This is a genomic window from Curtobacterium sp. AC268 (genome assembly GCF_979258745.1).
This window is the reverse complement of record NZ_OZ409878.1, coordinates 3040072-3058335: the sequence shown is the minus strand read 5'-3', so window position 1 is coordinate 3058335 and position 18264 is coordinate 3040072. Positions and strand designations below refer to the sequence as shown.

Sequence of the window (18264 nt, the reverse complement as noted above, 5' to 3'; positions counted from 1 at the left end):
GGGACTACCAGTCGTGGACGGTGCCGTCGGCCAGGCGGTTGAACGGCAGGTACGCCTGCTCGTAGGGGTACTTGCCGGCTTCGTCGACGTCGAGGCTGACCCCGAGGCCCGGCTCGTCACCCGGGTGCAGGTAGCCGTCGGTGAACGTGAAGGTCTGGTGGAACACCTGGTTGGTCTGCGGCCCGTGCTGCATGTACTCCTGGATGCCGAAGTTGTGGATCGCGAGCCCGAGGTGCATCTGCGCCGCGAGCCCCACCGGGGAGATGTCGGTCGGTCCGTGGAACCCGGACCTGACCTGGTACAGCGCCGCGTACTCCATCGTCTTCTTGAGCGGGGTGACGCCGCCCATGTGCGTGACGGCACCGCGGACGTAGTCGATGAGCTGGTCGCGGATGATGTCCTTGAAGTCCCAGATGGTGTTGAAGACCTCGCCGATCGCCAGCGGCGTCGTGGTGTGCTGCCGGACGAGCTTCAGGGCCTCCTGGTTCTCGGCGGGGGTGCAGTCCTCGAGCCAGAACAGGTCGTAGGGCTCGAGCGACTTGCCGAGCTTGGCGGCCTGCAGCGGAGTCATCCGGTGGTGGCCGTCGTGCAGCAGCGGCAGTTCGGGGCCGAACTCGTTGCGGACGGCCTCGAACACGGTGGGCACGTGGCGCAGGTAGGCGCGGGTGTCCCAGTCCTCCATCGCCGGGTACGCACCGCGCTGGGCGGGCTCGAAGTCGTAGCGGACGCCGGCGTTGCCCTCGGTGGTCCTGTTCGACGCGATGCCGTAGATGGACTCGAGGCCGGGGACACCGGTCTGCACCCGGATCGAGCGGTAGCCCTCTTCCTGGTGTTCGCGGATGGAGTCGAACAGCTCGGGCAGCTCCTTGCCCGAGGCGTGGCCGTACGCCATGAGCCCGGTGCGCGATGCCCCGCCGAGCAGCTGGTACAGCGGCATCCCGGCGACCTTCGCCTTGATGTCCCAGAGGGCCATGTCGACGGCGGCGATCGCGGCCATGGTGACCGGACCACGGCGCCAGTACGACGACCGGTACAGGAACTGCCAGGCGTCCTCGATGCGGCTGGCATCACGGCCGACGAGCAGCGGGACGACGTGCTCGGACAGGTAGGCGGAGACCGCGAGCTCACGGCCGTTCAGGGTGGCGTCGCCGAGTCCGGTGACGCCGTCGGCCGTGGTGAGCTTGAGCGTCACGAAGTTCCGGTTCGGGCTGGTCACGATGACCTCGGCCCGCTCGATCAGCTGGCCGCGGTCCGCCGAGGCCCAGGTGTCCGGACGGCCGGCGGTGGTCTCGGCCGGCCCGCTGTCGGTGGCGCCGGAGACCGGGGCCGCGGGGTTCGTGGTGTTCGTGTCGGTCATGCGTGGACTCCTCCGTTGGAGCGTTCGCGGGCGCGTGCCGCGGCGGTGCGGATGCGGTCGGCCGCCGCCGTCACGGCGGCGACCACGGGGGTGGTGTCGAGTTCGGGCGCGACGACGGCCAGGACGTCGTGCAGGTCCGAGTCTGGCCCGGGGGCACCGGGGTCGTCCACCAGGTCGGACTGCTCGGTGACGTGCAGCCACCACGCGGCGAGTGCGGTGGCCGCTCCGGTGCCGATGCCAGCCGAGGGGTCGCGGGCGAGCCGGTGCCGCACGACGTCGACGACACGGACGGGCAGCTTCTGCGAGCCGCCGGACGCGATCTGCCGCAGCGTGTGCCGGATGCGCGGGTTGGCGAACCGCTCGACCAGGGCCGCGCGGGCGTCGGTGACCTCGGCCTCGGGCAGCGGGAGCTCGAGCGCGGCTTCGTCCCAGAGCTGCTCCACGGCGATGCGGCAGACCGGGTCGTCCATCGCCTCGGCCACCGTGTCGTGGCCGAGCTGCAACCCCAGGTAGGCGAGGAGCGAGTGCGAGCCGTTCAGCAGCCAGAGCTTCCGCTGCTCGTACGGGGTGACGTCGTCGACGATCCGGACGCCGGCCGTCTGCCACGCGGGCCGGTCGATGCCCGCGAAGGTGTCCTCGAGCACCCACTCGGCGAACGGCTCGGTGACGACGGGGACCCGGTCTCCGGCGAGCGCACCCGGCAGTTCCGACAGATGAGCGACGTCGGCGTCGGTGGTCGCGGGGGTGATCCGGTCGACCATCGAGCTCGGGAACGCGACGTTCGCCTCGATCCAGTCGCGCAGGTCGTCGTCGGTGACGGCGTCGAGCACGGCGCCGCGCAGGACCACCCCGTTGTGCGTCAGGTTGTCGAGACTGACCAGCGCGATGCGCCCGGAACCGGCGGCACGGCGGGCGTCGAGCCCCGCGACCAGCCGCGCCGGCACGTCGGAACCGGGCCGGTAGCCCTGCTCGGTGACCGTCAGCGTGACGATGGCTGTCTCGGGGGACGCGACCACGTGCCTCCAGGCCGTGTCGTCGCTGCCCGGGTGGGCGGCCACGATGGTGTCGACCACCTCGGCTCCGTCGCCGGACGCGGCTCGCGTGACCAGCGTGTACCGGCAGTCCTGCGCGGCCAACGCGTCCGCGGCCGCGGGCGAGCGGCCGGTGAAGGCAGTGATGCCCCACGGCTCCCCCGTGGTGTGGGCGGTGTACCAGGCGAGGTGGGCGCGAGCGAACGCACCCACCCCCACATGGACGATGCCCGGACGCCGGTCGGTCATGCCGACACCGGGACGAGGGAGCGGAGGTACGCCAGGTTGTCGGCGGTGCGGGTCTCGAGCGGGAGGTCTGTGGAGAAGTCCTCGATGGTGACCCACCCGTCGTACCCGACCTGGCGGAGCGCGTCGAGGTACTCGGACACCGACGCCTGGCCGGTGCGCAGGGGTGCCCACTCGTGCTGCCAGATCGAACTGCCGTCGGCCCGGGTGGCGCCGGTGTCGACCCAGCGGGCGTTCTTCACGTGGGCGTGTGCCAGGTACGGCCCGAGCAGTTCGAACGCGGCGAGGTGGTCCTCGTCACCCTCGATCACGAGGTTGCCGAGGTCGTGGATGACGCCGACGTGTGCGGGGTCGAGGCCGTCGATGAGCCGCAGTGCTGCGGAGGCCGACGGTGTGATCGTCATGTGGTGCAGCTCGACCAACACCTTGACGCCGAGTTCGGCCGCGCGGTCCGCCGCCCACTCGAGGTCGGTGCGGGTGCGGTCGAACAGCTCGGGGTAGGTCTCGCCGGTGCGTTCCTTCTCGGCCCGGTAGTTCGGCATCGTGACGCGGACCTGCCGGGCACCCAGTTCGCTGGTCACCCGCAGCATCGTCTCGACACCGTCGTGGTCGGCGGCCGGCTGGTAGCCGCCGATGCCCGAGTACTCGAGCCCGGCGGCGTCGGTGATCCGGGCGATCTCACCGACCCGGTCGCGGATGCCGGTGTACTGCCACGTCGAGTTGTTGCCCGCCCAGAACGACCGCTCGGCGGGGACCTCGGCGCCGTCAGCCGGACGGTCGTCGACGATGCGCCACTCGATGCCGTCCCAGCCCTGTGCGGCCAGGGTCTCAACGGCTTCGGACGGGGTCCAGTCGGGGGTCGAGGCGGTGAACACGGAGAACTTCATCGGGTGGCTCCTTCGGTCGCGCTGGCGGTGGCGGGTGTGCCGACGACCGGCACCACGTCGTCGTACTTCCCCTCGATCACGTCGTCGATGCGCACCGGGTGTCCGAGCGTCGCGCTGACGTAGAGCCCGCGGACGGTGGCGAGCGACACGAGGGCCGCGTCGACGGTGACACCCGGTTCGCGTCCCTGCCGGATCGCGTCGACGATGTCGGTGTACTGCCGAGCGTGCCCCGCGGCGAAGTGGTCGGGTTCAGCCGGGCCGCCGACGACGTGCTCGGGCGGGACGATCTGGTCCTTCTGGTCGACCGCTCCGGCGACGGCGCTGGCGTTCGACGTGGTCGCGGCGGACTCGAGCGTGGCGGTGTCCGGGGCGATGTGGAAGTACGCGAGCCGGTCGTCGTCGACGATGGCGGAACCGTGCGTGCCGTACACGGCGTACCGGGCGGAGAGCCCCGGGTACGCCGCGGTCGTGCAGTGGACGACCCCGAGCGCCCCGCCGTCGAACCGGACGGTGGCGACGGCGGTGTCCTCGACCTCGATGCGGTCGTGGGCGAGGAGCCCGGTCTGGGCCGAGATCTCGACCGGACGGCCGAGCGCCCAGACGAGCAGGTCGACGGTGTGCACGCCCTGGTTCATCACCGCGCCGCCGCCGTCGAGTGCCCAGGTGCCGCGCCAGTCACCGGAGTCGTAGTACCCCTGCGACCGGTACCAGGCAACGCTCGCGAGCCCCGAGGTCACGGTGCCGAACCCGCCGTCGTGCGCGGCCCGGGCGACGGCTGCCGACGCCGGGTCGAAGCGGTGCTGGCTGATGACGCTCGTGACGAGCCCGCGGTTACGAGCGGCTGCCGCGAGCGCCGCGATCTGCCGTGCCCGGGGCATCGTGGTGTCGAGCGGCTTCTCGATGACGACGTGCTTGCCGGCGGCCAGGGCGGCCTCGGCGAGCTGCACGTGCATGCCGGACGGCGAGCAGATCGCGACGACGTCGATGTCGGTCTGCTCGATCGCTTCCTCGATGGTGGACGTCGTGATCGGACGGTCGACGCCCATCGCCTCGATCGCGTCCGCCGCGCTCGTGGCGGCTTCGGGCACGGCGTCGACGAGGGCGACGACCTGCAGATCCGGGTGGTGCACCGCGACGGTGGCGTGGTGGCGTCCGATGACACCGGTGCCGACGACGGCCAAGCGGAGCGGGTTGGTGGGTTCGGTCATCGCAGGGTGACTCCGATCTGGTCGGTGAGGGTTCGGAAGGCGCGGCCGGCACGACCGAAGGCCGCTGGGCCGGAGAACCCGCCGAGGGAGGTGAAGTCGCTGAGGTGCGGCTCGAGCGAGGCGTACCCGGAGTACCCGGCGTCCCGGAGGGCGGTCAGGGTCTCGATGAGTTCGCCGTTGCCCTCGCCCGCCGGCACCACCGACGAGTCGGCGGCGAGGGCGTCCTTGACCTGCAGGTAGTCGACGTACGGGGCGAGCTGCTCCCAGCCGTCCGTGAAGGGCCGGACGCCGCACTGCACGTAGTTCGCGTTGTCCCAGGCCAGGCGGAGCGCGGACGAACCGACGCTCTCGACGATGTCGAGCACGCGCGCGGGGACGTCACCGTAGATGTCCTTCTCGTTCTCGTGCAGCAGGGTCACCCCTTCGCGCTCGGCGAGGTCGGCCAGCGCCCGCATCCGGACGAGGACGTCGTCGCGGACGTCGTCGGGCGTGCGGCCCTCGAACCAGAACGAGAAGATCCGGATGTTCGTCGTGCCGAGGGCGTGCGCGGCACGGATCGCACGGGCGAGCCGCGACACCTCGTGCTCGACGGGTTCGTCGACGGGCACCTTGCCGATCGGCGAGGCGATCGCGGACACGGTCTGCCCGCGCTCGTCGAGCAGCCGGTGGAGTCCGGCGAGCTGGTCCTCGTCGAGGTCGACGACGTTGACGCCCCAGGCGCTGCGGACCTCGATGGCGCTCGCGCCGAGCGCCTGGAGGACCGCCACCTGGACGACCGGGTCGGCGTCGATCTCGTCGCCGAAACCGGAGAGTTCCCAACTGGGCTGGTCGGTCATGGTGTCCTTTCGTTCGGACTGGAGGCGCGTGGCGGGGCCGCCACGGGCCTCCAGTCCGGTTCTGGGTTGCGGCCTACTTGACGGAGCCGGCGGTGAGCCCGCCGACCAGGTAGCGCTGGAAGATCAGGTACAGGGCGACGACGGGGACCGCGCAGACGATCGAGGCGGCCATCATCTGGCCGTAGATCGGGACCGCTCCGCCCTCCTGGGTGGTGCCGAGCACCTGCAGGACCACGGCGACCGTCCGGGTGTTCGGGGTCGTCATGATCGTGGAGAACAGGACGTCGTTCCAGCCGAGCAGGAAGGCGAAGATCGCGGACACGACGATGCCCGGCCACGACAGCGGCAGCACGATCTTCGTCAGGATCTTCGTCGAGCTGGCGCCGTCGATGCGCGCCGCTTCCTCGAGTTCCTTCGGCAGGCCGCGCAGGTACGTGACCATCACCCACGTCGAGAACGGCAGGGCGAAGGTCAGGTAGGTGACGAACAGGCCCCAGCGGGTGCCGATGATCTGCACGCCGGTGGCGCTGGCGATGTTCGAGAACACCACGAAGACCGGCAGGAGCAGGAGCGTGCCGGGGATCGACTGCAGGGCGAGGAGCCCACGCAGGATGGTCAGGCGCCCGAGGAACCGGAACCGGACGAGCACGTAGGCCGTGGACACGGCGAGCGCGGCACTCGCGACGGCGACGGCACCGGCGGTGAGCATCGAGTTCACCAGTCCCTCGCCGAGGGCGACGGTGGACCAGATCTCGACGTAGTTCGACAGCGTGAACTCGGACGGGAAGTACTCGCCACGGGCGACGGCGACGTCGGAGTTCACCGAGCCGAACAGGATGTAGAGCACGGGGACGGCGATGAACGCGATGATCACCGCGATGACGGTGACGAGCAGCCAGCGCGGCAGCAGCCGGGTGACGTCGGTGTCGTAGGGGCGCTTGTTCCGTCGCCCGCTGTTGCCGGTCGTGATGCTCTCGGTGAGCGTCGCGGTGGGGCGGGTGCGGGTACTGAAGGACGTGCTCGGGGTGGTCATGCGCGTGCTCCGTCGATGTCGGCGGCGGTCGGGGCGGCGGCGAGCGTGGCGCGGTCGGCGCGACGCTGCTTCCGGTTGGGGCCGGCGTCGTCGCCGGTGTCGAGCTTGACCGCCCGCAGGTAGACGAACAGCGGGATCGCGACGATCACGAGCGAGCAGATCGCCATCGCTGCGGACAGGCCGAAGCGGAACGACTGGAAGCTCGCGATGTACGTCAGGACGGGCATCACCTCGACGCTGGACGGCAGCGGGATGCCGAACAGGACGAACGGCAGCGTGAAGTTGTTGATGTTGTGCAGGATCGAGATGATCACCGCGAGGCTGAGGGGTCCGCGCAGGTACGGGAAGATGATGTACCGCAGCTTCGCCCACCAGGTCACCCCGTCGAGCGCGGCGGCCTCGTGCACCTCGTTGTCCACGGCCTGCAGCCCGGCCAGGGACAGCAGGTAGACGAAGGGCCAGCTCGTCCAGATCATCACGCCGGCGAGCGCCCAGTACGACGCCGAGCCGTTCAGCCACAGCACGTCGGTGTGCAGGATCGAGTTCACGACCCCCTGCGGCTGGAGCATCGTGCGGAAGAACGTGCCGACGACGAAGGCGGGGAGCACGTACGGGATCAGGTAGATCGAACGGACGAGCCCGCGACCGGGGAACCGGTTCTGCGTCGAGATCGCGGCGGCGACCCCGATCGGCACGGTCACGGCCGTGACGAGCACCGACAGCGACACCGAGATCCAGATGGAGTGCAGCAGCGGCGAGTTCGTGAACGCCTCGGTGAAGTTGGCCAGCCCGACGAACGGGGCGCTGAACCACTGGCGGAGCGTGTACTGGTCGAGGTCGAGCATCGCGATCCAGAAGCCCACCAGGAGCGGCACCACGATGACGGCGAGCATGAGGACCCCGCCGGGCAGGAGCATCCACAGCGGGCGCTCGCGTTTGTAGAGGGGCGTCTTGCCGGCGGGGCGGACCGGCCGGGGCGGCGCCGCGTCGGTGCGGGGCCTGGTCTGCGTGCTGGTCATCACAGACCTCCGTTCTTCTGACGGTCGAGGGTGGCCTGGGCGTCCTTCTGGGCGTCCTGCAGTCGCTTGCGGAGCTGGTCGTCGGTGACCTCGCCGGACTTCAGCGACGGGATCGACTGCACGACCACGTCGACCAGGGCGAGCTGGATGTCGGACCAGGCGCCGGTGAACGCGGTCGGCTTGGACAGGCGGCCGGCGTCGATGATCGGCTTGAGCTGCGGGTTGTCGGCCGCCAGGTCGGCGGCGGCGGACGCGTTGGTCGGCAGGTTGCCGAACAGGTCGTAGTACTCGAGCTGGGCCTTCGGGGCGCTGAGCTGCTTGACGAACGCGAACGACAGCTCCTGCTTCGTGCCGTAGTCGGCGACGACCCAGTTGTCGCCGGACAGGATGCTGGCGGCCTCGATGCCGTCGGACGGACGTTCCGTCGCACCCGGCGGGACGGTCGGCAGCAGCGCGAACTCGTACTTGCCGTCGACCTTGGTGTCCTGGAACGAGTTGATGGCGGTGGTGGTCGTCATCGGGAAGAACGCCGCCTTGCCCTCGGTGAACTGCGCGAGGGCCTGGGCGTTGTTCCAGCCGATCGCGGCAGGGTCGACGACACCGTCCTTCGTCACCCAGTCGAAGTAGGTGCGGTAGGCGTTCTCGACGGCCTCGCTGTCGATCTCGGCCTTCGAGCCGTCGACGATCGTGTTGCCGGCGTTCTGGGCCATCCCCCACACGAACTTCCAGGGGTCGAAGCCGTCGGCGTAGGCGATCGCCATGCCGTGGCGTCCGTCACCCGTGGTGGCCTTCGCGTCGGCGGTCAGCTCGTCCCACGTCGTGGGCATGTCGGTGATGCCGGCCTTCGCGAGCAGGTCCTTGTTCACCGCCATCACGAACGGACGGCTGGCGAACGGGATCCCGATCTGCTTCGACGCACTCGGACCGGAGATGCCGAACGACGCGGGGTCGAACTGGTCCTTGCCGCCGATCGCGTCCCACTCCTTCGCGCCCATCTCGACGAAGGCACCGGTGGCGTACGCGGTCGGGGTGAAGGTGGTGCCGATCGCGTAGACGTCGGGGCCCTGCCCGGAGATGACGCTCGTCTGGATCGCGGTCAACTCCTCCTGCGCGGACGAGTAGGTCTCCCACTGGATGTCGGCACCGGTCGTGCGCTTGAACTCGGCGGCGGTCTCCCGCTGCCACTGCTTGCGTTCCTTGGGGTAGGTGGTGTCCGCGCCCATCATCACGCGGAGGGTGTTCGGGTCGTCGCCGCTGCCGTTCACCACGGCGCATCCCTGCAGGGACAGCGCGGCGAGGGCGACCACGGCGACGGCACCGACGAGGGTGCGGACTTGCAGTCTTCGCGTCTTCACGGGGGTTTCCTCCTCGAGACCTCCTCCGAGCGGCGCTGCTCGGTGGCACCACTGTTCCGCCGTTGGCAACATGCGGCAACCGGTTGCCACTTGTTGCCAGACGCGAATACGTTCGGCCTCGTGAAGGACCTCTCGACGGACGGCGGCGGGCGCACGGGCGGTGCCGCAGGCGCTGCTGGTGGCGCCGCTGGCGCGGGCGCCGCCGTTGGTGCTCGCGCTGCCGGCGCCGCCGCTGGTGCCGCACGTCGCGTCACCATCCGCGACATCGCCGACGCCACCGGGGTCGCCGCGTCCACCGTCTCCCGCGCCCTGTCCCTGCCCGACCGGGTCAACCCCGTCACACAGGAGCGCATCCAGCGTGCAGCCCGCGAACTCGGCTACGTCGCCAACTCGCAGGCCCGGGCGCTGACGTCCGGGCGCACCCGCGCCGTCGCCGTGCTCGTGTCCGACATCACGAACCCGTTCTACTTCGACGTCATCCGGGGCACCCAGCACCAGCTCGCCGGGGCCGGCTGGACGCAGCTGCTCGTCGACACCGAGGAGTCCGCCGACGCCGAGATGGCCGCACTCACCGCGGTGGGGGCGAAGGCCGACGGGGTCGTGCTCACGGCGTCACGCCTGTCCGACGCGCAGATCGCACGGTTCGCCGAGCGGATCCCCCTGGTCGTCGTGAACCGGCGGCCCACCGGCGTGCCCTCGGTGCTCATCGACACCCCCGGCGGGGTGGAGCAGGCGGTGCAGCACCTGGTGTCGCTGGGACACCGGGAGATCCTGTACGTCGCCGGGCCGGACAGCTCGTGGTCGAACGAGCGTCGGTGGCGCGCCCTCGTGCAGGTCGCCAAGCGCCTGGGGATCCGCGTCGCCCGGGTCGGGCCGCACGCACCCTTCGTCGACTCCGGTGCCGCGGCCGCCGACGCCGCCGTGCACGCCGGCGCGACCGCGTGCATCGCCTTCAACGACCTGATCGCCATCGGGATGCTCGCCCGGCTGCGGGAGCGCGGGGTCCGCGTCCCCGAGGACATGAGCATCGTGGGCTGCGACGACATCTTCGGCGCCGACTTCTGCAACCCGCCGCTCACCACGATGACCTCGCCGATCGAGCGGGCCGGCCGGGTCGCGATCCGGATGCTGCTCGGACGGCTCGGCGCGCTGCCCGCCGACGAACTGCCCGGGGAGCACATGTCCGGCGCCGTCGCCCTGCCCACCCACCTGACCGTGCGCGAGTCGACCGGGCTGGCGCCCCGCGCCGGCACCGACTGATCCCGCACGAGCAACCCCCGCACTCGCCACCGGCGAACTCGCCACACCCGAAGGAGTCGATGATGACCCGCACCAGCACCACCACCCGGCTCGCGCCGCACCCTGACCGGCTGTTCCCCGCCGACCCCGGAGCGCGAGCCGTGGCACGCACCGTGTACGAAGCGGTCAAGGACGCCCCGATCATCTCGCCGCACGGGCACGTCGATGCGGCGCTGATCGCCTCGGACCAGCCGTTCAGCGACCCCGCGTCGCTGCTCATCACGCCCGACCACTACGTGCTCCGCCTGCTGCACGCGAACGGGGTGGACCTGGCCGCGCTCGGACGCGCGGACCTGTCGGGGCCCCGCCCGGGCTCGCAGGCTCGCCCGGCGGCGTCGGCGCATCGCTGGCGCGATGCCGCTGAGCCGACGCCGCCAGGCCGCGCCGTCTGGCGGCAGCTGGCGGAGCACTGGGACGACTTCCTCGGGACCCCCGTGCGCTACTGGTTCGAGACGGAGCTGCACGACGTGTTCGGGCTCGACCAGGCGCCGTCCGCCGCGAACGCGGACGACCAGTACGACCACATCGCCGGCCTGCTGGCGACCCCCGCCTTCCGACCACGCGCGCTCTTCGACGCCTTCGGCATCGAGGTCCTCGCCACCACGGACGGCCCGGCGGACGACCTCGCTGCGCACGCGCAGCTCGCGGCGGACCCCGGCTTCACCGGCCGGGTGCTCCCCACGTTCCGCGCGGACGCCGTGTTCGACCCGACGCGGTCGGACTGGAGGCCCGTGGTCGCGTCGATCGGCGAGGCCGCCGGCATCGACACGGGCACCCACGCAGGGCTGTTGGCAGCACTCCGCGCACGTCGCCAGTACTTCATCCAGCACGGCGCCACCGCCACGGACACCGGGGTGCTCGACGCGGGCTCCGCTCCCCTGCCGTCGAGCGAGCGGGAACGCATCCACGCTGCGGCGCTGCGCGATGCGTCGTCGGTCACCGAGGCCGAGGCGACGGCGTACCGGCACGACATGCTGTACCGCTGGGCGGAGATGAGCGTCGAGGACGGCCTCGTCATGCAGCTGCACCCAGGGGTGATCCGGAACCACCACACCCCGACGCTCGAGCGCTTCGGGCCGGACACCGGGCACGACCTGCCGGCCGTCGGGTCCTTCACCGAGCCGCTCCGACCGCTGCTCGAGTCCTTCGGCACCGCTCCCGGGTTCCACCTGGTGCTCTTCACCGTCGACGAGACGGTCTTCTCGCGCGAGATCGGGCCGCTCGCGGGCTTCTACCCCGCCGTGTACGCGGGCGCACCGTGGTGGTTCATCGACACGCCCGCGGCCATCGGGCGCTACCGGTCGGCCGTCACCGACTCCGCGTCGTTCGCCAAGACCTCCGGGTTCATCGACGACACCCGCGCGTACTGCTCCATCCCCGCGCGGCACGACATGGCGCGGCGGGCAGACGCGGCGTACCTGGCGTCGCTCGTGGTCACGCACCAGGTCTCCGAGGAGGACGCCGTCCGCACCGCCCGGCGCATCGTGTCCGACATCCCGCGGGCGACGTTCAAGCTCTGACGCGGGCGGGTGCGGCGTGGGTGGTGCGGCGCGGCGCGGGTGGTGCGGCGCGGCGCGGGTGGTGCGGCGTGGTGCTGCGCGGTGCTGCCGCGTGGTGCGAGGTTCCGTGCCTGGTGCGAGGGTGCCGGGTCGCACGGAACACGGAACCTCGCACGGTTCGGCGCTGCGGCGGTACGGTCGGGCGCATGACGGAGCGGGTGACGGCGGCGTACAGCGCTCGGGCCGACGAGTACGCGGCGCTGCTCGGGTCGATGGGCGCCGTCCACCCCGACGACCGAGCCCTCGTCGACGCCTGGGCAGCAGGTCAGAGCGGTGCCCTGGTCGACGCCGGGTGCGGCCCCGGTCACTGGACGGCGCACCTCGCACGGCAGGGGCACCGGGTCAGCGGCATCGACGCGGCGCCGGAGTTCGTCGAGCACGCACGACGGACGCACGGCGCCTCGGTCGACTTCCGGGTCGGGTCGCTCGACGCGCTCCCGCTCGCGGACGGCAGCGTCGACGGGGTCCTGGCCTGGTACTCGGTGATCCACCACGAGCCGTCGCGGATCGGTGGGCCACTCGCCGAGTTCCGCCGGGTGCTCACCCCCGGCGGTGGGTTGCTGCTCGGGTTCTTCGAGGGCGCCGCGGTCGAGGCCTTCGCCCACGCGGTCGTCACCGCCTACCGCTGGCCGGTCGCGTCCCTGGCGGCGCTGCTGGACGAAGCGGGCTTCGACGTGGTGGACGTCCACACCCGCACGGGCCCGGGGCACCGGCCGCACGGGGCGATCAGTGCGGTGCGCCGCTGATCGCTGACCGTTCCCCGTCCAAGCGGCCGTTCAGGCGTCCGAGACCATCGAGCTCAGAGCCGCAGCGATCTCCGGTACGGCATCGAGTTCCCCTTCGGCGATCGCGACGATGAGGTCGTACGCCTGATCGTTCGAGGCGTGGAGCCGGACCCCGTTCACGCCGAGGAAGACCACGAGCAGCATCAGCCCGAGGCGCTTGTTGCCGTCGACCAGGGCATGGTTCCGGACGGCGGAGTGGACGAGCGCCGCCGCCTTCTCGACCAGCGTCGGGTAGGCATCGTTCCCGCCCACCGACGCGGCGGGTCGCGCGACCGCCGCCTCGAGCAGTCCGACGTCGCGGATCGCGTAGTCAGCCCCCAGGGTCCGACGAGCGACGTGCAACGCCTCGTCGGTCGTGAGGTGGATCACTTGCCGAGTCGTTCGAGCGCCTCTGCGTAGCGCGGGAGTTCTCGGTCGAGGACGCCGTCGATCAGATCGCTGCGGCTGTGCTGCTCGACGTACTCGCGGATGGCGGCGCGGGCGACTTCCTGCATCGAGCGCTCCTCGAGGTCAGCACGCTTGCGCAACGCCGCTGCCTCGGCATCGTCGAGTCGGAGGGTCATGGCCATGGGGTCGATGGTACCAAGAGTGGTATCTGAACGGGCTGCAGTGATCGTGGTCATGGAACGACGGTACGAGCGTCCGCCTCGAAGTAGACGGGACCGGGGATCGGTTGGGGACGGCGACGGCCGTGCTGCGCCCTGTGGAGGAACCGCCAGGATCCGTCGCAAGTCGTCGACGCTCGTCAGTCGGTGGTGACCGCGAGCGCGGCGAGGATCTCCTGCACGGTGGCGTCGACCGATCCGTCGATCGACACCACGACGGCGGCCTCGTCGTGCTGCGGCCGCTCGAGGGTCGCGAACTGCGAGTCGAGCAGCGTCGTCGGCATGTACTCGTGCTGGCGGTGGGACTGCCGTTCGGCGATCAGGTCGCGCGACCCGTCGAGGAAGGCGATGACGAGACCCGGCGCCGACTCGCGCAGACGGTCCCGGTAGGCGCGCCTGAGCGCCGAGTTCGCCATCACGCACCGGGAGCCGTCCGATTCGACCGCGGCGATCCGCTCGGCGCAGGCGTCGAGCCACGGCCAACGGTCCTCGTCGGTGAGCGGGATGCCCTGCCGCATCTTCTCCTTGTTGGCGACCGGGTGCAGGTCGTCGGCGTCGACGAAGACGCACGGTTCGCCCTGCGCGACCAGGGCGTCGGTGAGCGCCAGGCCGATGGTGGACTTGCCGGAGCCGGAGACTCCCATCACGAGGACGGGCGGGTGGACAGCGAGCTCGCTCATCCCTCCACAGTATTGATCCGGTGAACTCTGGTCCCCAGTTCCCGGAACACCTGTGCGGTCCCAGACCACCGGTCGTAGGTTGGGCGCCAACGTCAGGACAAAGGAGACCCTCGTGGCAGACAACAACGGTCAGGCGAACATCGGAGTCGTCGGACTCGCAGTGATGGGCTCGAACCTCGCCCGCAACCTCGCATCGCGCGAAGGCAACACGGTCGCGGTCTACAACCGCACGTACGCCCGCACCGAGGAGCTGCTCCAGGAGCACGGCGACGCCGGGTTCATCGCGTCCGAGGACATCGACGGGTTCGTCGCCTCGCTGTCGAAGCCCCGGACGGCCATCATCATGGTGCAGGCCGGCAAGGGCACCGACGCCGTTATCGGGCAGCTCGCCGAACGGTTCGAACCGGGCGACATCATCGTCGACGGCGGCAACGCGAACTTCCACGACACCATCCGACGTGAGCACGACCTGCGCGAGAAGGGGCTGAACTTCGTCGGCACCGGCATCTCCGGTGGTGAAGAGGGCGCGCTCAAGGGCCCGTCGATCATGCCCGGTGGCTCGAAGGAGGCCTGGGAGACGCTCGGGCCGATCCTCAAGTCGATCGCCGCGGTGGCCGAAGGCGAACCGTGCGTGACCCACATCGGCACCGACGGCGCCGGGCACTTCGTCAAGATGGTGCACAACGGCATCGAGTACGCCGACATGCAGCTCATCGCCGAGTCGTACGACCTGCTCCGTCGCGTCGGCGGGCTCTCGGTGGAGGACCTGGTGCAGGTCTTCGACGAGTGGAACAAGGGCGACCTCGAGTCCTACCTGATCGAGATCACCGGCGAGGTCCTCAAGCAGCGCGATGCCGACACCGGCAAGCCGCTCGTCGACGTCATCCGCGACGCGGCCGGATCGAAGGGCACCGGCGTCTGGACCGTGCAGAACGCCGTGGGTCTGGGCATCCCCGTCTCGGGCATCGGCGAAGCCGTGTTCGCCCGTGCGGTGTCGTCGAAGCCGACGCAGCGTGCCGCCGTGCAGCAGTCGGTCAAGAACCGTCCGCAGATCGCCGAGGTGCCGGACACCTTCGCCGACGACGTCCGTGCGGCGCTCTACGCCTCGAAGGTCGTCGCGTACGCGCAGGGGTTCGACCTCATCATCGCCGGGGCGAAGGAGTACGGCTGGGACATCGACCTCGGCAACGTCGCGAAGATCTGGCGGGGTGGCTGCATCATCCGGGCCCAGTTCCTGAACCGCATCGTCGAGGCGTACGCCGAGAACCCGAAGCTCGAGTCGCTGCTGGTCGACCCGTACTTCGCGAACGCGGTGGCCGAGGGCGAAGCCGCCTGGCGCCGCATCGTCGGCATCGCGGCCGCGTCGGGCGTCCCCGCGCCGGGCTTCTCGTCCGCGCTGTCGTACTTCGACTCGCTCGCGTCCGACCGTCTGCCGGCGTCGCTGATCCAGGGCCAGCGCGACTTCTTCGGCGCACACACCTACCAGCGCATCGACAAGGACGGCACCTTCCACACGCTGTGGTCCGACGACGACCGCCGCGAGGTCGAGCAGGAGCCGTCCACGCACTGACGACCGCGCCCGCTGCCGCTGCCGCGCCGCCTGCCGACCACCGTGGTCGGTGCGGGGCATCGCCAGGAGGGCCTCGCTGAACCCGGGGCCCTCCGCCGCGTCAGGCGACGATGCGTTCCCGTGCCAGGTCGGCGACGAGTCGGTCCAGCCGCGGACCGCGTCCGAGCAGCCGACGCGAACCCGGGGCGGTCCGGACGAAGAAGGTCGCCACGGCGGGGGTGTCGTCCGGTCGCACGTGGTGGATCGCCACCGCACACGCGCGGCGAGCACCACCGGGACCGCCAGGTCGCGGCGAGCCACCGGGTCGCCCCGCGCCGCCTGCCGCTGTTGCACCGTCGAGTCGTCCCGAGCTGTCGAAGCCGTCCGCCACGTCCTCGAGTCCGACGTGCACGACACGACTCCACCGGATCACGAGCAGCCGGGTCGCCCGCCGTTCGTCGAGTTCCCACAGGGAGGCCTCGGTGGCACCGAAGGCCCAGGTCACGCGCGAACCGAGGTGCGTGTCCGGACGGACCTCGTCGACGATGCCACGGAGTTCCGGTGTCGGCGCCGCCGGCACGAGCCACACCGTCGGGTCGATCCGCCGGATGGCGAGCGCGAGAGCCTCGTCCGCTTGCCGCCGCCGTGCCGTCGCGGTCCGCACGACGGCGACCACGATGACCACGACGCCGAGGGCGATCGCGCCGAACTCGACGATGCCGTACCAGGAGAGGTCGACGCCCGGCGCCGTCGAGACGACGACGATCCGGGTGATCAGGAGGACCAGCCACACGGCGACGATCACCCAGCGCAGGGTGGCGAGTCGACGTGCCGGAGACATCGGTGTCCGCCGTGCACCGCGGGCACGACCGGACCGCGGGACACCATCCGGACGCTGCAGCACGGTCCGATCCTCCCACGAGCCACGCGCCACCTGCTGGCCGAACCCGATGAACGCGCGGGGAAGCCCGCACACACAGCCCACGAGCGGCCGGGCGACCTACGCTCGGGCGGTGACCACCGAGACGACGGACGAACCGATCGGTCGATCGACGGCGGGTCCGTCGGACGGCCCGAGCGGGCCCGACAGCCCTGCGACCCGACGTTGGACGCTGATCGCCGCGATCGTCGGCGTCGTGGCCGCCGCCGCGTTCCTCGGTGTCGCCGAGTTCGGCGCGCTGCTGCTCGGCGGAGCGGGCAGCCCCCTGGTCGCCGTCGGGTCCGCCGTCATCGACCTCGCTCCCCCGGGTGCGAAGGACTTCATGGTCGCCGTGTTCGGCACCGGGGACAAGGTCGCCCTGTTCGTGCTCATGACGGTGATCGTCATCGCGATCAGTGCCGGTGCCGGTGTCCTCGAACGTGTGCGCCCGCCCTTCGGCGCCCTCGTGTTCGCCGCCGGTGGTGTGCTGGCCCTGCTGGCCGTCAGCACCCGCTCGGGCAGCGGGACGCTCGACGGCACCCCGACGGTCCTCGGCATCGCGGCAGCGGTGGTCGTCCTGCGCCTGCTGCTCCAGCGGCTGCGCCGGTGGGAGGCCGCGGCGACCGTGCCGACGGCGGCACCGCGACCCGCGTCGACGGAGCGCCGGACGTTCCTGGTCTGGGGCGTCGCGACGGCGACCGTCGCGGTCGTGGTGGGCACCGCCTCCCGGCTGGGGTCGTCCGCGATGCAGGCGGCCGCTGCTGCCAGGCGGGCCATCCGGCTGCCCGCCGCGGCGACCGCTGCACCGGCGGTCCCCGCGGGTGCGTCGCTCGACGTCGACGGCATCACCCCGTACATCACGCCGAACGCCGACTTCTACCGGATCGACACGGCGCTGCGGGTGCCGCAGGTCGATCCCGCCGACTGGTCGCTCCGCATCCACGGTGCGGTCGAGCAGGAGATCACGCTGACGTGGGACGAGCTGCTCGCACTGCCGCTCGAGGAGCACGTGGCCACCCTGAGCTGCGTGTCGAACGAGGTCGGCGGTGACCTCATCGGCACGGCCCGCTGGCTGGGCTACCCCATCCGGGAGCTCCTCGCCCGGGCACGTCCGGCGGGCGACGCCGACATGGTGCTCTCACGGAGCATCGACGGGTTCTCCGCCGGCACCCCGCTCGACGTGCTGCAGGACGACGGCACCGCGGCGCTGCTCGCGGTCGGGATGAACGGCGAGCCCCTGCCGACCGAGCACGGGTTCCCGGTGCGGATGGTCGTGCCGGGCCTGTTCGGGTACGTCTCGGCGACGAAGTGGGTCACCGAGCTCGAGGTCACCCGGTTCGCCGACGCGCAGGGCTACTGGACCCCGCGTGGCTGGTCGGAGCGTGGCCCGGTCAAGCTCGAGTCCCGCATCGACACCCCGCGGAACGGGTCGACGGTGACCGCGGGCAAGCCGGTCGCGATCGCCGGGGTCGCGTGGCAGCCGCACAAGGGCGTGAAGGCGGTCGAGGTCCGCGTCGGAGGCGGCGACTGGCAGCGCGCCGAACTCGCCGACTCGGTCTCTGCGGACACCTGGCGACAGTGGGTGGTGCGGTGGACGCCGGCCGCCGGCTCACACCGCATCGAGGTGCGCGCGACCAGTGCGGACGGCGAGGTGCAGACGAGCGTGGACCGGCCGCCGGCTCCCAACGGTGCAACGGGCTGGCACACGGTCACGGTCGACGCGCGCTGACCGTCCGGGAGTGGGTCCGCGACACGCCCGCTGGCTGCCGACGGGGGAGCAGAAAGCGTCGGTTCATGGGCGCGCGGGCGACACTTCGTGCCGCCGCGGCGAAGCTGAGCGGTGTGTCGTGACCGCTCGTCGCCGACGCGCTCCGGGCACCCGACGGCCTGGAGGCC

The 18264-nt window shown here is 71.2% G+C and carries 17 protein-coding genes; 5 read left to right on the top strand and 12 right to left on the bottom strand.

The window, feature by feature from the left end; genetic code table 11:
* Window positions 1-4 precede the first annotated feature (4 nt).
* The 8 genes from manD to ACZZ9K_RS14520 form a co-directional block, all read right to left on the bottom strand.
* A complete protein-coding gene (manD, locus tag ACZZ9K_RS14555) occupies window positions 5-1357 on the bottom strand; it encodes a D-mannonate dehydratase ManD (RefSeq protein WP_463444434.1) in 1353 nt (450 codons plus the stop codon).
* Complete coding sequence (locus ACZZ9K_RS14550) at window positions 1354-2637, bottom strand: mannitol dehydrogenase family protein (RefSeq protein WP_463444433.1); 1284 nt, start codon at window positions 2635-2637, stop codon at window positions 1354-1356. The genes manD and ACZZ9K_RS14550 overlap by 4 nt, the downstream gene beginning before the upstream one ends.
* On the bottom strand, window positions 2634-3521 hold the full coding sequence (locus ACZZ9K_RS14545) for a sugar phosphate isomerase/epimerase family protein (protein WP_463444432.1): 888 nt from the start codon (window positions 3519-3521) through the stop codon (window positions 2634-2636). Before ACZZ9K_RS14545 ends, ACZZ9K_RS14550 begins: the two co-directional genes overlap by 4 nt.
* Window positions 3518-4729, bottom strand: coding sequence for a Gfo/Idh/MocA family oxidoreductase (locus ACZZ9K_RS14540; RefSeq protein WP_463444431.1), 1212 nt, complete (start codon window positions 4727-4729; stop codon window positions 3518-3520). Before ACZZ9K_RS14540 ends, ACZZ9K_RS14545 begins: the two co-directional genes overlap by 4 nt.
* On the bottom strand, window positions 4726-5565 hold the full coding sequence (locus ACZZ9K_RS14535) for a sugar phosphate isomerase/epimerase family protein (RefSeq protein WP_463444430.1): 840 nt from the start codon (window positions 5563-5565) through the stop codon (window positions 4726-4728). Before ACZZ9K_RS14535 ends, ACZZ9K_RS14540 begins: the two co-directional genes overlap by 4 nt.
* Window positions 5566-5638: 73 nt before the next feature.
* On the bottom strand, window positions 5639-6598 hold the full coding sequence (locus ACZZ9K_RS14530; protein ID WP_221935162.1) for a carbohydrate ABC transporter permease: 960 nt from the start codon (window positions 6596-6598) through the stop codon (window positions 5639-5641).
* Entirely contained in the window at window positions 6595-7617 is a 1023-nt protein-coding gene (locus tag ACZZ9K_RS14525) for a carbohydrate ABC transporter permease (protein ID WP_110860751.1), read from the bottom strand. The genes ACZZ9K_RS14530 and ACZZ9K_RS14525 overlap by 4 nt, the downstream gene beginning before the upstream one ends.
* A complete protein-coding gene (locus ACZZ9K_RS14520; RefSeq protein WP_181440121.1) occupies window positions 7617-8972 on the bottom strand; it encodes an ABC transporter substrate-binding protein in 1356 nt (451 codons plus the stop codon). Before ACZZ9K_RS14520 ends, ACZZ9K_RS14525 begins: the two co-directional genes overlap by 1 nt.
* Before the next feature lie 120 nt (window positions 8973-9092).
* Between ACZZ9K_RS14520 and ACZZ9K_RS14515 the strand changes: the two genes are divergently transcribed.
* From ACZZ9K_RS14515 to ACZZ9K_RS14505, 3 genes are all read left to right on the top strand, one after another.
* Window positions 9093-10232 carry a LacI family DNA-binding transcriptional regulator gene (locus ACZZ9K_RS14515; RefSeq protein ID WP_463444429.1) on the top strand — a complete coding sequence of 380 codons (1140 nt, stop codon included), beginning with the start codon at window positions 9093-9095 and terminating at the stop codon, window positions 10230-10232.
* 62 nt (window positions 10233-10294) lie between these two features.
* Entirely contained in the window at window positions 10295-11791 is a 1497-nt protein-coding gene (gene uxaC / locus ACZZ9K_RS14510) for a glucuronate isomerase (RefSeq protein ID WP_463444428.1), read from the top strand.
* Window positions 11792-11976: 185 nt separating this feature from the next.
* Window positions 11977-12576: a class I SAM-dependent methyltransferase gene (locus ACZZ9K_RS14505; RefSeq protein WP_463444427.1), complete on the top strand. Its 600-nt coding sequence runs from the start codon at window positions 11977-11979 to the stop codon at window positions 12574-12576.
* A gap of 30 nt (window positions 12577-12606) precedes the next feature.
* Here ACZZ9K_RS14505 and ACZZ9K_RS14500 read toward each other — a convergent pair whose 3' ends face one another.
* From ACZZ9K_RS14500 to ACZZ9K_RS14490, 3 genes are all read right to left on the bottom strand, one after another.
* Window positions 12607-12984, bottom strand: coding sequence for a type II toxin-antitoxin system death-on-curing family toxin (locus ACZZ9K_RS14500; RefSeq protein WP_463444426.1), 378 nt, complete (start codon window positions 12982-12984; stop codon window positions 12607-12609).
* Complete coding sequence (locus tag ACZZ9K_RS14495) at window positions 12981-13184, bottom strand: ribbon-helix-helix protein, CopG family (protein ID WP_173036022.1); 204 nt, start codon at window positions 13182-13184, stop codon at window positions 12981-12983. The genes ACZZ9K_RS14500 and ACZZ9K_RS14495 overlap by 4 nt, the downstream gene beginning before the upstream one ends.
* Window positions 13185-13360: 176 nt before the next feature.
* Window positions 13361-13900 (bottom strand): gluconokinase, encoded by a 540-nt coding sequence (locus ACZZ9K_RS14490; protein WP_463444425.1) that lies wholly within the window; start codon window positions 13898-13900, stop codon window positions 13361-13363.
* 112 nt (window positions 13901-14012) lie between these two features.
* Between ACZZ9K_RS14490 and gndA the strand changes: the two genes are divergently transcribed.
* Window positions 14013-15470, top strand: coding sequence for an NADP-dependent phosphogluconate dehydrogenase (gene gndA / locus ACZZ9K_RS14485; protein ID WP_027464472.1), 1458 nt, complete (start codon window positions 14013-14015; stop codon window positions 15468-15470).
* Between the two features lie 100 nt (window positions 15471-15570).
* Here gndA and ACZZ9K_RS14480 read toward each other — a convergent pair whose 3' ends face one another.
* Window positions 15571-16290: a hypothetical protein gene (locus ACZZ9K_RS14480; protein WP_463444424.1), complete on the bottom strand. Its 720-nt coding sequence runs from the start codon at window positions 16288-16290 to the stop codon at window positions 15571-15573.
* A 172-nt stretch (window positions 16291-16462) separates the two neighbouring features.
* On the opposite strand from ACZZ9K_RS14480, the gene ACZZ9K_RS14475 reads away from it, so the two are divergent.
* Complete coding sequence (locus tag ACZZ9K_RS14475) at window positions 16463-18097, top strand: molybdopterin-dependent oxidoreductase (protein ID WP_463444423.1); 1635 nt, start codon at window positions 16463-16465, stop codon at window positions 18095-18097.
* Window positions 18098-18264 lie beyond the last annotated feature (167 nt).

Coding starts and splice junctions, on each gene's coding strand:
- manD (WP_463444434.1), bottom strand. CDS start 1,357: ATGACCGACACGAACACCACGAACCCCGCGGCCCCGGTCTCCGGCGCC.
- ACZZ9K_RS14550 (WP_463444433.1), bottom strand. CDS start 2,637: ATGACCGACCGGCGTCCGGGCATCGTCCATGTGGGGGTGGGTGCGTTC.
- ACZZ9K_RS14545 (WP_463444432.1), bottom strand. CDS start 3,521: ATGAAGTTCTCCGTGTTCACCGCCTCGACCCCCGACTGGACCCCGTCC.
- ACZZ9K_RS14540 (WP_463444431.1), bottom strand. CDS start 4,729: ATGACCGAACCCACCAACCCGCTCCGCTTGGCCGTCGTCGGCACCGGT.
- ACZZ9K_RS14535 (WP_463444430.1), bottom strand. CDS start 5,565: ATGACCGACCAGCCCAGTTGGGAACTCTCCGGTTTCGGCGACGAGATC.
- ACZZ9K_RS14530 (WP_221935162.1), bottom strand. CDS start 6,598: ATGACCACCCCGAGCACGTCCTTCAGTACCCGCACCCGCCCCACCGCG.
- ACZZ9K_RS14525 (WP_110860751.1), bottom strand. CDS start 7,617: ATGACCAGCACGCAGACCAGGCCCCGCACCGACGCGGCGCCGCCCCGG.
- uxaC (WP_463444428.1), top strand. CDS start 10,295: ATGACCCGCACCAGCACCACCACCCGGCTCGCGCCGCACCCTGACCGG.
- ACZZ9K_RS14505 (WP_463444427.1), top strand. CDS start 11,977: ATGACGGAGCGGGTGACGGCGGCGTACAGCGCTCGGGCCGACGAGTAC.
- ACZZ9K_RS14495 (WP_173036022.1), bottom strand. CDS start 13,184: ATGGCCATGACCCTCCGACTCGACGATGCCGAGGCAGCGGCGTTGCGC.
- ACZZ9K_RS14490 (WP_463444425.1), bottom strand. CDS start 13,900: ATGAGCGAGCTCGCTGTCCACCCGCCCGTCCTCGTGATGGGAGTCTCC.
- ACZZ9K_RS14480 (WP_463444424.1), bottom strand. CDS start 16,290: ATGTCTCCGGCACGTCGACTCGCCACCCTGCGCTGGGTGATCGTCGCC.